This window comes from Stenotrophomonas sp. (assembly GCF_050737075.1).
Taxonomy (GTDB): domain Bacteria; phylum Pseudomonadota; class Gammaproteobacteria; order Xanthomonadales; family Xanthomonadaceae; genus Stenotrophomonas.
The window spans coordinates 1-14,105 of the sequence record NZ_JBOHXV010000048.1 but is presented as its reverse complement, the minus strand read 5'-3'; the positions used below and the strand labels follow the sequence as shown (position 1 = coordinate 14,105).

The window sequence follows — 14,105 nt, the reverse complement described above, 5'->3', positions numbered from 1 at the left end:
GGGCTCCCGGGAAAGGAGTGAAATTAGCACACCCTTCACGTCCCATGAATACGTTTACATCATTGTGGCGTCTGGCTTTCGCCGATGTCTTGTAGACAGCCTGTGGACGCGCATGCGACATGCGGCGGCGTACGGAACGCCGCCGCCGTGTTCAGTCGATCAGCGAAAGCAGTGCATCCGGGCTGGCGGCAAGGTGCTGCGCGCCTGCCGCCTGCAGTTCCTCGGCACCGCCAAAGCCCCACAGGACACCGATGTTGCGCATCTGGTGGTGGCGCGCGCCTTCGATGTCCATGCGCCGGTCGCCGATCATCCAGCACTGCTGCGCGGGCAGCAGCAGCCGGCGCAGCGCCTCGGCCACCAGCTGCGGTTTCTCGCTGCGGCTGCCGTCCGGGGTGGCGCCGATCACATCGTCGAAGCACGCGCCAAACGGCAGGTGCTCGACGATGCGGCGCGCATGCGGCTCGTTCTTGGCGGTGACGATCGCCAGCCGGTGGCCGCGCGCGTGCAGGTCCTGCACCACCTGGCCGATGCGCGGGTAGACCTCGTGCTCGCGCCAGCCGACCACGTCGAAGCGCTCGCGGTAGTACGTCACCGCCTGCTCGACCTGGGCCGGATCGTCGAACAGCGGCGCGAAGCTGGTGCGCAGCGACGGGCCGATCCAGCGCCGCAGTTCTTCCTGCGGCGGTACCGGGCGCCCCATCTGCGTGAGCGCGTGCGCCACGCATTGGGTGATGCCGACCGCCGAATCGATGAGGGTACCGTCGAGGTCGAAGAAGAGCGTTGTTCGCTCTTCTTTGGTTTCAGGACCTGAAGCTTGACGACTAACAGTCGTCACTACCCCCTGCGTCATGCGCCGCGGGCCTCGAGGGCCGCGACGGCCGGCAGGGTCTTGCCTTCCAGGAATTCCAGGAACGCGCCGCCGCCGGTGGAGATGTAGCTGACCTGGTCGGCGATGTCGTACTTGTCGACCGCCGCCAGGGTGTCGCCACCGCCGGCGATGGAGAACGCCGGGGAGCTGGCGATGGCCTGGGCCAGCGCCTGGGTGCCATGGCTGAAGGCCTCGAATTCAAACACGCCCACCGGGCCGTTCCAGACCACCGTACCGGCCTTGGCAATCAGCCCCGCGTAGTGCTGCGCGGTCTGCGGACCGATGTCCAGGATCAGGTCGTCTTCCGCCACGGCGTCGACCGCCTTGACGGTCGCTTCGGCATCGGGATGGAACTGCTTGGCGACCACCACGTCGGTCGGCAGCGGAATGTCGGCGCCCCGCGCCTTGGCATCGGCCACGATCTTCTTCGCGGTGTCCAGCAGGTCCGGTTCGTACAGCGACTTGCCCACGGCATGGCCGGCGGCGGCGATGAAGGTGTTGGCGATGCCGCCACCGACGATCAGCTGGTCGACCTTGCCGACCAGGTTGGCCAGCAGTTCCAGCTTGGTGCTGACCTTGCTGCCGGCCACGATGGCCAGCAGCGGCTGCGCCGGCGCGTGCAGCGCCTTGGCCAGCGCGTCCAGCTCGCCCATCAGCAGCGGGCCACCGGCGGCGATCGGCGCGAAGCGGTTCACGCCGTGGGTGGACGCCTGCGCGCGGTGCGCGGTACCGAAGGCATCCATCACAAACACGTCGCACAGGGCGGCGTACTTGCGCGCCAGGGCCTCGTCATCGCTGCCCTCGCCCACGTTCATGCGGCAGTTTTCCAGCAGCACGATCGAACCCGGGGCGACTTCGACGCCGTCGACCCAGTCACGCACCAGCGGCACGTCCACGCCCAGCAGTGCCGACAGGCGCAGCGCGACCGGGGCCAGCGAGTCGGCCTCGCTCCACACGCCTTCCTTCGGGCGGCCCAGGTGCGAGGTCACCATTACCGCCGCGCCCTTTTCCAGGGCCAGCTTCAACGTCGGCAGCGATGCGGTGATGCGCTGCTCGGAGGTGATGCGGCCGTCTTCGATCGGCACGTTCAGGTCCTGGCGGATCAGCACGCGCTTGCCGGAAAGGTTGAGGTCGGTCATGCGAACGATGGACATGGGGCAGCAACTCGTTGGCGGAAAAGGAAAGGGCGCCGCGCACGGCGCAGACGCCCATTGTAACGGTGGGTGAAGACCGTTGGTCGTCACCCGTTGGAACGGTCCCCCTGCCGCAGCAGGCTGACGGCGAACCCGCCGACCACCAGCACGCCCAGCACCAGCAGGCCCCACAGCAGCCAACGCTTCCAGTCGCGCACCGGCTGCACGGCAGCGTCACCGGCCAGCGGCTGCGCAGCGCCCTGCACCGTGGCCAGCGCGGGCTGCCACTGCGCGCCCTGCTGTTCGCGCAGCTGCGCGATCACCGTGCCTACCGGCGCATCGCTGCGGGCGGCGCGCACGCTGCCGGCCGCGACGCTGAACGGCGCCTCGCCCTGGCTGAGGAATACCAGGGCCTCGGGCTGGTAGCCGAGCTTGAGGGTGGGCGCGGTGGCGACCTGCGCCTGCGACGCGGTCAGCTTCCAGTAGCGGTCACGCGTGGGCACCGCGAGTGACTGCGCCTGCGACTGCCGGCGCTGCGCGGTGTCCTGCAGCTGGTAGGCCACCCACGGGCCCGCACGCACCTGCCAGGGCTGGTTGGCATCATCGCGGCTGAGCAGCGTCCACTGCACCACGCTGTTGTCGGCCGTGGCGATGTCGGCCTGGGCGATCGGGAAGCGACCGTCCAGCGTGTATTCGAACTCACCCGGCTTGCCCGCGCTGCCGGTCAGCGAGCGCCACTGCCAGTCGATCGCCTGCGCGAGCGGCACCTTTTCGGCCTGCACCGCCGACAAGCTGGGCGGCGCGTCGCCGCCAACCGGAACAATGCGGAAGTACTTCGCCTGGCGGCCGATCTCGATGCGCCGCTGCTGCAGCCGGCGGCCATCGTGTTGCAGATCCACCAGCGGCACGTCGTCGGCCACGCGCTGCCAGTCACGCAGGTCGTCGCTTGCATCCACGCGCACGCGCACCTGCAGCGCCTGCGACGCCTGCCAGTCCAGCCGCAGCGCCTGTACGCCGGTACGCAGTGCGCTGGCATCCACCAGCCAGCCACCCGGCCCCGCGTTGCCCACGCTGCGGCCCAGCCGCGCCTCGACCCGGCGCACGCTGCCATCGGTATTGCGTTCGGTCAGCAACTGCAGGTCGTCACCCGCGCCGCCGCCCTGCGCCGGCAGCGGGAACCAGGCCAGGTCCTGCCACTGCGCCGCCTGGGCCAGCGGCTGGTCGGCCGAGAACAGCGCCGACGGCAGCGGCTGCCCCTGCGCGTTGAACACCTGCACATCGGCCAGCTGCGGCGACACCGCGCTGCGGTACTGCGCCTCGCCCAGCATCAGCCGGTAGGCGCCGGCTTGCGGCGCCGAGAGCTGCAGCGGCCACTGCTCGCGATAGTCCTGGCGGGCATCGGCCGCCCACAGGGACGGGGCGGCGGAAACGAGCGACAGCGCAGCGATCACACGGAAAAGGCGTTTCACGGCGGCGTCTCCTGAGGCGTTTCCGGCGCACGCGGCGGTGCCGGCGCCAGGTAACCCACGACCGTGCACAGCAGGCCATAGGCAATGAAGGAAGAAATACCGAGCAGGTTGCCCAAGTGCTGGCGGTCGATCAGCACCAGCTTGGCCAGCACCACGCCCATCAGCACCGCGCCCACCAGCCACAGCGCGCGCTGCCCGCGGCGCGAGCCCCACACCCAGCTGATCACGCCCAGCACGCTCCACACCACCGTCAGGCTGGTCTGTGCCAGCGTGGACGACCACAGCCGGTCGTTCCACGGCACCCCGCCCCAGTGGTGCACGGCATGCAGGGTGATGCTGGTCAGCGCGACGAAGCCGGCCACGGCCAGCAGCGGAATGCGGCGGGCCTGCAGCGACGCCGGTGCCTGGCCGCTCCACAGCCAGCGCGCCAGCAGCGCCAACACGGCCAGCTGTGCCAGTTCCAGCGGATTCACCAGCGGCAGCCACGGCAGCGGCGCGGCCGCACCCGGGGCGAACAGGAAGCAGAGCCAGGCCACGCCAAGCACCGCGAACAACGTTCCCTGCAACGCGTGCCGCGCGGCGTCGAAACGCTCGCCCAGCGGCACCGCCAGCCAACGCCAGCGCTGCAGCGACACGGCGGCAACGGCCAGCCACGGCCAGCCACGGCAACAGCGTGGCGGCCAATGCCCAGCCCTGCGCCAACGCGAAGCGGTCGGCCAGCCACGACGCGGCCAGCGACAGCACCGTGGGCCACAGCAACCACCAGATGAACTGTGCGGCAATCGCCGCGCGATCCTGCCCGCCACGCAGGCACCACAGGCCGCGCACGCCGAGGGCCGCGAACGCCACCCAAGCCAGCGCCCCCCACCCGGCGAACGGCTGGTCATGGGCATCCACCTGCCAGACCGCCAGCGGGAACGCCGCCAGCAGCATGCCCAGCGTGGTGAACACCAGCGCGCGCGCCGGCATGCGCCGATGCACCTCGGCCGCGATCCAGGCGGTCACCGCGACCACCCCCAGCAGCGCGTCCGGGCGGCTGTCGGCCGCCGCGAAGCGGCTGATCTCGTGGCTCGCCACGCCCAGCCACCACAGCAGGCCCCACACGTAGTAGACGACGGCCGGCTCCGTGCGGTCCGCACGGCGGTAGCTGAAGGCCGACGCAAATCCGGCCAGGGCCAGCAGCAACCCACTCATGAAGGTCGGATTGGCGACCGCCGTGGCGTCGTGCAACCAGTAGTCCGCGCCGACCACGAAGCCGAATGCCGCGCCCAGCTGCAGCAGCGCACCGGCGATCTGCGGCAGCAACCGCTGCTGGCGCAGGCCCAGCCAGACCAGCGCCGCGCCTTCCAGCGCGAACACGCTGGCCGTGGCCCGCGCAGACAACGCCAACGGCACCGCCAGCGTGGCAAAGCCCACCGCCAGCACCGCGTACGACTGCCCCAACGCCGCATAGCGCTCGCGCCGGATCAGCGCCCACGCCAGGCCCGCATACAACGCGCCCAACCCCACCGCACACAGTGCCAGCAGCAGGCGGTCGTCATGCAGCATGCCCGCCTGCAGCGAGAACGCGATCAACGGCGTGCCGAACACCAGGCTGCCATCCACCAGATCGCGCTTCTCCGCCGGCTGCCGGCGCGCATACAGAATGGGAATCAGCAGATAGAACGCGAAGAACAGCAGCAGGAACGGCTCCGTGCTGGCGAACTTCTCCGCGTTGTACTGCAGCACGCCCCAGGCCGTGCCGATGCCAAACGTGAAGGCAAAGCCCAGCAGATTGAGCACCCGCCACGGCCGCCACCACGCAATGGCCAGGATCGCCGCATTGAGCACCGCGTAGTACGAGAACAGCGCCACATGATTGCCGCTGCCGGTGGACAGCCAGATCGGCGCCATGAACCCGGCCAGGATGCCCAGCACCGCCAGCGTGCGCGAATTCTGCACCACTGCCAGCACGCCCATCCCCGCGATCAGCAGGATGCTCATCGCAAACGCCAGACCGGGGTCGAGCAGGTCGTAGCGCTTGAACGCCGCAAAAATCGTCAACAACAGAATGCCGATCGTGCCGCCCTGCAGCGCCAGCGCGAACAACCGCCGCCGTTCCCGCTGCTTCCAGCCGAACACCAGCCCGCCCAGCGCACCGGCCGCAATGGCGGCCAGGCGCAGCTCGATCGGCGCATTGAGCCAGCCCTGGTCGCTCGCATACTTCAACAGCGCCGCCACACCGGCCAGCAACACCAGCATGCCGATCTTCACCGGCACATTGCCTTCCGTGAACCAGCGCTTGATCGTGCCGAGGATACGGTCGCCAAGATCCGGCCCACGCGGCGGCGGCGGCGGCACGAACGCATACGGTTCGGGCGGCGCTGCCGGCGGCAGCGGCGGCGGCCCCACCGCTTCCCGCGCGGCAACCACCGGTTCCGCAACGGCCACCGGCTCGGCCGGCAAAGATGTCGCGAATGGCGCAGGTTCGGGTGCAGGCGCATAGGGCCGTTCCACCCACTCCGACGCGGGAACGACCGGTTCGGCCACCGGCGCGGCCGCCGGGAAGCGCGCCTGTTCCAGCGCCGCAACACGCCGGCGCAGACCGGCGATCATCACCAACGCCACCGCCAGCATCACCGGTACGGCCAACAGCACCAGTACCGCCAGGACAATCAAAGCTTCCATTCCGCGTCATCCTCAAGGGAACGCCACGGCCCACCTGGACGAGCGTGGCACCAGCGGCACGCGGACATGCTAACTGAATCGGGGGCGCGGCCTGAAACAGACCCGGCTGCCGGCGGGACAAGCGCCGGCGCTGCACCCCGGCGCCCGCTTTTCCCTTGGCCACCGACCCAGCGTCGAAGGGTCGGCGGGTGCGGGGGTACGGGACCGTAGAGCGCCATGGATGGCGTGAACGAGCTTACATGGATGTACTTGCAGCGTGTCCCGTACCCCCGCACCCGCCGGCCCCAACCAGAGAACCTGCAGGCGAGGGCCCTTCGCCCAAAACCAACAGCAGCCGGACGAAGGCCGGCGACACGTACCGTAAACGAGTACCGACCAACGGTCGGCACCTACCCAAAAAAAACGGCGAACCCAAGGTCCGCCGTTCTTTCAGATCACGAAGTCGCGATTACTTCGCGGCAACGACCTTGGCCATTTCCAGGCACTTGTTGGAATAGCCCCACTCGTTGTCGTACCACGACACCAGCTTGACGAACGTGCTGTCCAGCGCGATGCCGGCGTCGGCGTCGAACACCGACGTGTGGGTCTCACCGCGGAAGTCGGTCGCCACGACCTTGTCTTCCGTGTAGCCCAGGATGCCCTTCAGCGCGCCTTCGCTCTGCGCCTTCACCTCGGCACAGATCTCCGCGTACGTGGCTTCCTTCTCCAGCTCCACCGTCAGATCGACCACCGACACGTCCGACGTCGGCACGCGGAAGCTCATGCCCGTCAGCTTCTTGTTCAGTTCCGGAATCACCACGCCGACCGCCTTGGCTGCGCCGGTCGAGGACGGAATGATGTTCTCCAGAATGCCGCGGCCACCGCGCCAGTCCTTGTTCGACGGACCATCCACAGTCTTCTGCGTCGCCGTCGCGGCATGCACCGTCGTCATCAGGCCACGCTTGATGCCCCACTTGTCATTGATCACCTTGGCCAGCGGCGCCAGGCAGTTCGTCGTGCACGACGCGTTCGAAATGATCGCCTCGCCGGCGTACGTCTTGTCGTTCACACCGAACACGAACATCGGCGTGTCGTCCTTCGACGGCGCCGACAGGATCACCTTCTTCGCGCCCGCATCGATGTGCTTCTGCGCCGTTTCCTTGGTCAGGAACAGGCCGGTGGATTCGATCACCACGTCCACGCCGACCTCGTCCCACTTCAGATTGGCCGGGTCGCGTTCCTGGGTCAGGCGGATCTTCTTGCCGTTCACCAGCAGATCGCTGCCCGACACTTCCACCTCGGCCTTGAAGCGGCCATGCACCGAATCGTACTTCAGCATGTACGCCAGGTAATCGGGCTCCAGCAGATCGTTGATGGCCACGATTTCGATGTCATTGCCGAAATTCAGCACGGCCGAACGCAGCACATTGCGCCCGATGCGACCGAAACCGTTGATGCCAACCTTGATTGCCATGTTCACAAGCTCCTGCAGCCGCGACAGTGCGGCGCCGATGGAAAGGGCCGCCATTCTATCAAAGCCCGGCCCGCCCCGGCCCCCGTAATCGGGATGGGAAGCGGTTACAACCGCAAATACCGCCGATTGATCCGGATCAAGGCGCGGCGCGGCGCGGACGGGAAAACTGGCCCCATTCCACCCGCCACGAGACAGCCACATGCGCAAGACCTCCCCCCTCCTGCTCTCCAGCCTCGCCGCCGCTCTGGTCCTGGCCGCCAGCCCCGCCATGGCCCAGTCCAAGGGCGACTGGACGATTTCCGCCGGCGTGCACCAGGTGGCCCCCAAGTCCAGCAACGGCACCCTGGCCGGCGGCCTCAAGGTCGACGTCGACAGCGACATCAAGCCGACCATCACCGGTGAGTACTTCGTCGCTGACAACCTGGGCATCGAGATCCTGGCCGCCCTGCCGTTCAAGCATGACATCAACATCGACGGCCTGGGCCGCGTCGGCAGCACCAAGCACCTGCCGCCGGTGGTCTCCCTGCAGTACCACTTCAACAGCAAGGGCAAGGTGTCCCCGTTCGTCGGTGTCGGCCTGAACTACACCACCTTCTTCAGCGAAGAAACCGGCGGCGCCTTGGCCGGCAGCAACCTCAAGCTGGACGACTCGTGGGGTCTGGCCGCACACCTCGGCCTGGACTGCGCGATCAGCGAAAAGGGCGCCCTGCGCGTTGACGCGCGCTGGATCGACATCGACAGCGACGTCAAGCTGGATGGCAACAAGCTCGGCACCGTCAACATCGACCCGCTGGTCTACGGCGTGTCCTACGTGTTCAAGTTCTGATCGGCGGATCACGACTTAAACGGCACTACCTCTCGCAGCAACGCATTTCCCCGGCTCCGGCCGGGGATTTTTTTTGCGCGGCGCCAGCACACCCGATAGGGGCAAGCCGCCCGACGGGAGGCCGGCTAGAATGCCGACGATGAAAATGCCCTCCCTGCTTTCGACCGGCGCGCTCGTGCTGGCCCTCACCCTCGTCTCCACCGACGCCCTGGCCTGGGGTGCTCAAGGCCACCGGTTGGTTGCCCGCGTCGCCGAAGCGCGCCTGACCCCGCAGACCCGTGCCGAAGTGGCCCGCCTGCTGGCCAACGAGCCCACCCCCACCCTGGCCGCGATCGCGCCGTGGGCCGACGAACTGCGCGCCAAGGACCCCGGCCTGGGCAAGCGCTCGGCCGGCTGGCACTACGTGAACATCGGCGAAGACGATTGCCACTATGAGGTTGAGCGCCACTGCCGCGGCGGCAACTGCGTGGTCGAGGCGCTGAAAGCCCAGACCGCCATCCTCGGCGATCGCAGCCGCTCCGATGCCGAGCGGGCCCAGGCCTTGAAGTTCGTCGTGCATTTCGTCGGCGACATCCACCAGCCGATGCATGCCGGCTACGGCCACGACAAGGGCGGCAACGACTTCCAGGTACAGTTCAACGGGCGCGGTACCAACCTGCACTCGCTGTGGGACAGCGGCATGCTGAACACGCTCAAGCTGGACGACGACCAGTACACCCAGCGCCTGAATGCCCTGCCCGCGCCCAAGGTTGGCAAGCATTCCCGCATCGATGTCGACGCCGTCACGTGGGCCGAAGCCAGCTGCCGCATCGCCATTGCACCTGGCGTTTACCCGCCGCAGCGTACCCTTCCAGCGGAATACGCCGCCACCTACCTGCCGGTGGCGGAAAGTGAGCTGCGCCTGGCCGGCGAACGCCTGGCCGTGCTGCTCAACGACACATTGGGTAAACGCTGAGGTCACCGTCATGTCGCTGCATGTTGCCAGTTTCTTCCACCCCGACAGCCATACCTTCAGCTACGTGGTGCATGACCCGGCAACACGGCAGGCAGCGGTGATCGACCCGGTGCTCGACTACGACCCGGACACCGATGCGCTCGGCGCCGGCCCGCTGCAACCGCTGCTGGCGCACGTGCGCCAGCACGCGCTGCAGGCGCGCTGGCTGCTGGAAACCCACGCCCATGCCGACCATGTCAGCGCCGGGCGCTGGCTGAAGGGCCAGTGGCCCGAGGCGACCCTCGCCATGGGCAAGGGCATCGTGGAGGTGCAGCGCACGTTCGCACCGCGCTATGCGCTGGATGTGCCGACCGATGGCTCGCAGTTCGACCACCTGTTCGAGGATGGCGAACACTTCGGCATCGGCGACATCGCCGCCGAGGTGATTGCGGTGCCCGGCCATACCAGTGACAGCGTGGCGTACCGGATCGGCGATGCGGTGTTCACCGGTGATTCGCTGTTCATGCCTGACGGCGGGACGGCCCGCTGCGATTTTCCGGGAGGCGATGCGGCATTGCTGTACCGCTCCATCCAGCGCCTGCTCGCGTTGCCCGATGCCACCCGTGTGTTCATCTGCCACGACTACGGCCCGGGCGGGCGCGAGGTGGCCAACGAGACGACCATTGGCGAGCAGCGCGCGCGCAACATCCACCTGCATGACGGCGTGAGCGAGGCCGAGTTCGTGGCCACCCGGAAGGCCCGCGACGCGACGCTGGCCGAGCCGAAGCTGATGCACCCGTCGGTGAAGGCGAATATCCAGGGCGGCGGGCGTTCGTAGAGCCACGCCATGCGTGGCTGTTCTTCGTTGGGCAGCGCGCAGCCACGCATGGCGTGGCTCTACTCGGTCACCGTTTCGTCCATGGCGAAGTTCACCGGAATGCGGACCGCGCTCGCCACCGCCTTGCCATCCTTCATTGCCGGCCGGTAGGTCCACTGCCGTGCGGCCGCGACGGACACCGCGTCGAAGACGCCCGGGTTGGTGGCACTGAGTACGCGCACATCCGTGGCCTTGCCCTGCGCATCGACGTCCACCTGCAGCACCACCTTGCCGGTCTGGCCGTTCTCGAACGCGCTGCGTGGATAGCTGGGGGGCGGCATGTTGTCGATCGTGACCGGCCGCTCCAGGCCTGCCGAGGCCGCATCGTCCTGGGAAAATGCTTCGGCGCTGATCGTCGGGCTGCCGCCGGCGCTGCCCTGGCTGGCCCAGGCCACCGCGCCCAACCCCATGCACAGCCCCACCACCACGACCTGGCCGGTCACCCACGGCAATGCCTTGCGCTTGTGTTCCTTCATCATCGCAATTCGCTCCTTCAACATCGGTTGGCTGCGCCAGTGGCAGGCCATGGGCGCAACCGGGTGGACCAACTGCGCCTTCAGCAGCGCGTTGGCGTAGAGCCGGCGCGAGGCCGGATGCGTGTCGAGCGTGCGCGCGTCGCAGGCCAGCTCCTGGTCGCACAGGAAGCGGCGCGAAACCCATGGCAGCAACGGATGGAACCAGAACAGGCAGCGCAGCACTGCCAGCAAGGCATTGGCCCACTGATCGCCATGCCGGCGGTGCTGAAATTCGTGCTGCAGGATCAAGCTGCGTTCGGCTTCGCTGAAGCGAAGGTCGAAATCCGGCCCCACCACCACGCGCGGCGACCACAGCCCCACCAACGCCGGCAGGCCCGGGTCGGCGCTGGCCTGCCAGCTGCCATCGCTACGCGGCTGCAACGTGCCCATGCCGCGTTCGAAGCGGCGCTGGCCGCGCCACTGGACGACGACGGCCAGGATCGCACCGGCCACCCACAGCGCCGCCAGGACGGTTGGCCACAGCACCGCATCGTCCGGCAGCACGGGCGCACGCAGTGCTGCGCCCAGCGCCAGCACCGGCGCGCTGTCGGCAAGCGGCAGCGGGGGCAACGGCAACAGCGGTGCCAGCAGCACCATCGGCAGCAGCCACCAGCTGCGGTACACCAGCGCCGCGCCACCCAGGCGGCGCAGCACGGGGCGCATCGCGGCCAGCAGGAAGGCCGCGATGGCAAGCCACACGCTGGCCAGCAGCAGGGAGGCGAGCAGCTCAGTCATGGTCCAAGTCCTGGATCAGCTTCTTGAGTTCGGCGATGTCCTGCGCGCTCAGTTCACCGCGCTGGCTGAAATGCGCCACCAAGGGCGCGACGCGGCCGGCGAACAGTTTGTCGACCAGCCCGCTGATCTGTTCGGCCACCCAGCTCTGCCGCTGCAGCACCGGCGAGTAGAGATAGCGGCGGCCATCGCGGCTGGCGCTGATCGCCCCCTTGGTGAGCAGCCGGTTGAGCAGGGTCTTGATGGTGGGTTCGGCCCAGTCGCGGTTGGCAAGGGCGGCGACCACCTCGTCGGCCCCCAACGGCGACCGGTTCCAGAGCACTTCCATGACAACGGCTTCGGCTTCGCTGATCTGGCTCATCATTTACACCCGTAATCGACGGATTGATTACGCGCGTAATCTTTGGCGATGTCAAGCCCCCGCGTCGCGGTCCGTTCAAACCGGAAGTGCTGTAATGCGTTCATGACTTTGCAGGAACGCACCGCATGACAGAGCACCTCACCGACCTGGACGCTGCAACCGACTGGCTGCTGCAGCGTGTTGACGGGCCGCTGCGCATCGGTGCGCCGCTGGCACTGGGCAAGCCGCACCGGCTGCTCAACGCGCTGTATGCCCGGGTCGAAAACGATCCGGCGCGACCGCTGCAGATCTACACCGCCCTGTCGTTGAACCCGCCCCGCCCTGCGCCGGGTGGGCTGGAAGGGCGCTTCATGGCGCCGTTCGCGGAGCGCCACTTCGGGGCGGATTTCCCACGCCTGGCCTATGCCGACGCGGTCGCGCGCGACCGCCTGCCCGCGCATGTGCAGGTGGAAGAGTTCTACATGCAGTCCGGTGCGCTGTTGGGATCGGCGCAGGCCCAGCGCGGCTACACCAGCCTCAACTACACCCATGCCGCCGACGCGGTGGCGCAGCGCGCGCCGCATGCGATCGTGCAGAAGGTGGCGATGCGCCCGGACGACCGCCGGCTGTCGCTGTCGTGCAACAACGACATCACCCAGGACACGCTGGACGCGATGGCCGCGCGCGGCCTGCCGCGCCCGCTGCTGATCGCGGAGATCGACCCGAACCTGCCTTACCTGGGTGGGACGGCGACGGTGGACGTGTCGTTCTTCGATCTGGTGATCACCCCGCCCGGCCCCTACCCGGCGCTGTTCGGGTTGCCGCGCCAGCCGGTCAGCGATGCGGATTACGCCATCGGGTTGTATGCGAGCGCGCTGGTGCGCGATGGCGGCACGCTGCAGATCGGGATCGGCACGCTCGCCGACGCGATCAGCCACGCGCTGGTGCTGCGGCACACGGACAACGCGCGCTACCGGCAGATCCTGCACGCGCTGGACCCGACGCTGGCCAGCCACCCAACGGTGCTGGAGTGCGGCGGACTGGAGCCGTTCGAGATCGGTCTGTACGGCTGCAGCGAGATGCTCAACGAAGGCTTCCGCCGGCTGGTACAGACCGGTGTGATCCGGCGCAAGGTGCACGACGATCTGGCGCTGATGGAGCGCATCGAGAGCGGCAGCACGCTGACCATCGATCATGCCACGCTCGAGGCGGAAGGCGAGTATCTGCATGGTGCGTTCTACCTGGGCTCGCCGGAGTTCTACGACTGGCTGCGCGAGCTGCCCGAAGACGAGCGCCGTGCGATCGGGATGCGCCGCATCAGCGAGATCAACCAGCTTTACGGCGGCAATGAGACCTTGGAGCGGTTGCAGCGCCGGCACGCGCGCTTCTTCAATTCCTGCATGATGGCCACGGCGCTGGGTGCGGCGGTGTCCGACGCGCTGGAAGACGGGCGCGTGGTATCGGGCGTGGGCGGGCAGTACAACTTCGTGGCGATGGCCCACGCATTGCCCGAGGCACGCAGCGCGCTGCTGTTCCGCGCGGTGCGCGAGGACAAGGGCGCGCTGCAGTCGAACGTGCGCTGGAACTATGGCCACACGACGATTCCGCGCCACCTGCGCGATATCTACATCAACGAATACGGCATTGCCGACCTGCGCAACCTCACCGACGAGGACTGTGTGATCGGCATGGCGGGCATCACCGACGCCAGTTTCCAGGCGACGCTGCTGCAGACGGCGAAATCCTCGAAGAAGCTGGCCACGGACTTCGTGGCACCGGAGCACTGGGCGCGTCGCAATACCGGCGGTGCGGTCAGCGCCTCGCTGGCGGCGTTCCGCCAATCCGGCGTGCTGCCCGACTACCCGCTGGGCAGTGACTTCACGGAGGTGGAGCAGCACCTGGTCAAGGCGCTGGGCTGGTTGAAACAGAACACCCAGACGCGCAGTGCGAAGCTGCGCACGGTGCTCGCCGCCCTGACCCAGCCCGCCGGCGACGGCGATGTGGTCTACCTGCAGCGGATGGGATTGGAGGCACCGAAGACATTCGGCGAACGCATCGAAGCGCGATTGGTGCGGTTGGGGTTGGCGCGGACGGCGTAACGCTCGTTGCGCTCTGAAGCGTTCGGATTGCACGCTCCGCGTAGAGCCGGGCTCTGCCCGGCTGCTTCATGCATTCGAGCGAACAGCGGGTGGCCAGCGGTTTCCTAGAGTTGGCGGGACGGTGCGGGTTTGCGGGGGACGCTGCAAGTACGTCCATGTAAGCTCAGTCGCCGCATCCATGCGGCTCATGCC

The 14,105-nt window shown here is 68.0% G+C and carries 10 protein-coding genes and 1 pseudogene; 4 read left to right on the top strand and 7 right to left on the bottom strand.

Annotated features, from left to right (window positions below):
* Nucleotides 1–151 precede the first annotated feature (151 nt).
* The 5 genes and pseudogenes from ACREPD_RS12705 to gap all read right to left on the bottom strand — a co-directional run bounded on the left by ACREPD_RS12705 (nt 152) and on the right by gap (nt 7,590).
* Nucleotides 152–850, bottom strand: coding sequence for an HAD hydrolase-like protein (locus ACREPD_RS12705; RefSeq protein WP_431599673.1), 699 nt, complete (start codon nt 848–850; stop codon nt 152–154).
* Nucleotides 847–2,022, bottom strand: coding sequence for a phosphoglycerate kinase (locus ACREPD_RS12700; RefSeq protein WP_431599672.1), 1,176 nt, complete (start codon nt 2,020–2,022; stop codon nt 847–849). Before ACREPD_RS12700 ends, ACREPD_RS12705 begins: the two co-directional genes overlap by 4 nt.
* 86 nt (nt 2,023–2,108) lie before the next feature.
* Nucleotides 2,109–3,452, bottom strand: a complete 1,344-nt coding sequence (locus ACREPD_RS12695; protein ID WP_431599689.1) for a DUF3999 domain-containing protein — start codon at nt 3,450–3,452, stop codon at nt 2,109–2,111.
* A gap of 14 nt (nt 3,453–3,466) precedes the next feature.
* Nucleotides 3,467–5,711: pseudogene (locus tag ACREPD_RS12690) on the bottom strand (DUF2339 domain-containing protein).
* An 874-nt stretch (nt 5,712–6,585) separates the two neighbouring features.
* Complete coding sequence (gene gap / locus ACREPD_RS12685; RefSeq protein WP_431599671.1) at nt 6,586–7,590, bottom strand: type I glyceraldehyde-3-phosphate dehydrogenase; 1,005 nt, start codon at nt 7,588–7,590, stop codon at nt 6,586–6,588.
* A gap of 199 nt (nt 7,591–7,789) precedes the next feature.
* Here gap and ACREPD_RS12680 point away from each other — a divergent pair, with 199 nt between their 5' ends.
* The 3 genes from ACREPD_RS12680 (at nt 7,790) to ACREPD_RS12670 (ending at nt 10,188) form a co-directional block, all read left to right on the top strand.
* Nucleotides 7,790–8,416, top strand: coding sequence for an OmpW/AlkL family protein (locus tag ACREPD_RS12680; protein ID WP_431599670.1), 627 nt, complete (start codon nt 7,790–7,792; stop codon nt 8,414–8,416).
* Between the two features lie 139 nt (nt 8,417–8,555).
* Nucleotides 8,556–9,371 (top strand): S1/P1 nuclease, encoded by an 816-nt coding sequence (locus tag ACREPD_RS12675; RefSeq protein WP_431599669.1) that lies wholly within the window; start codon nt 8,556–8,558, stop codon nt 9,369–9,371.
* Between the two features lie 10 nt (nt 9,372–9,381).
* Complete coding sequence (locus ACREPD_RS12670; protein WP_431599668.1) at nt 9,382–10,188, top strand: MBL fold metallo-hydrolase; 807 nt, start codon at nt 9,382–9,384, stop codon at nt 10,186–10,188.
* Between the two features lie 59 nt (nt 10,189–10,247).
* On the opposite strand, the gene ACREPD_RS12665 is transcribed toward ACREPD_RS12670, so the two are convergent.
* Both ACREPD_RS12665 and ACREPD_RS12660 read right to left on the bottom strand, forming a co-directional pair.
* Nucleotides 10,248–11,477, bottom strand: a complete 1,230-nt coding sequence (locus ACREPD_RS12665; RefSeq protein ID WP_431599667.1) for a M56 family metallopeptidase — start codon at nt 11,475–11,477, stop codon at nt 10,248–10,250.
* Entirely contained in the window at nt 11,470–11,835 is a 366-nt protein-coding gene (locus ACREPD_RS12660; protein WP_431599666.1) for a BlaI/MecI/CopY family transcriptional regulator, read from the bottom strand. Before ACREPD_RS12660 ends, ACREPD_RS12665 begins: the two co-directional genes overlap by 8 nt.
* A 125-nt stretch (nt 11,836–11,960) precedes the next feature.
* Here ACREPD_RS12660 and ACREPD_RS12655 point away from each other — a divergent pair, with 125 nt between their 5' ends.
* Nucleotides 11,961–13,913: an acetyl-CoA hydrolase/transferase C-terminal domain-containing protein gene (locus ACREPD_RS12655; RefSeq protein WP_431599665.1), complete on the top strand. Its 1,953-nt coding sequence runs from the start codon at nt 11,961–11,963 to the stop codon at nt 13,911–13,913.
* Nucleotides 13,914–14,105 lie beyond the last annotated feature (192 nt).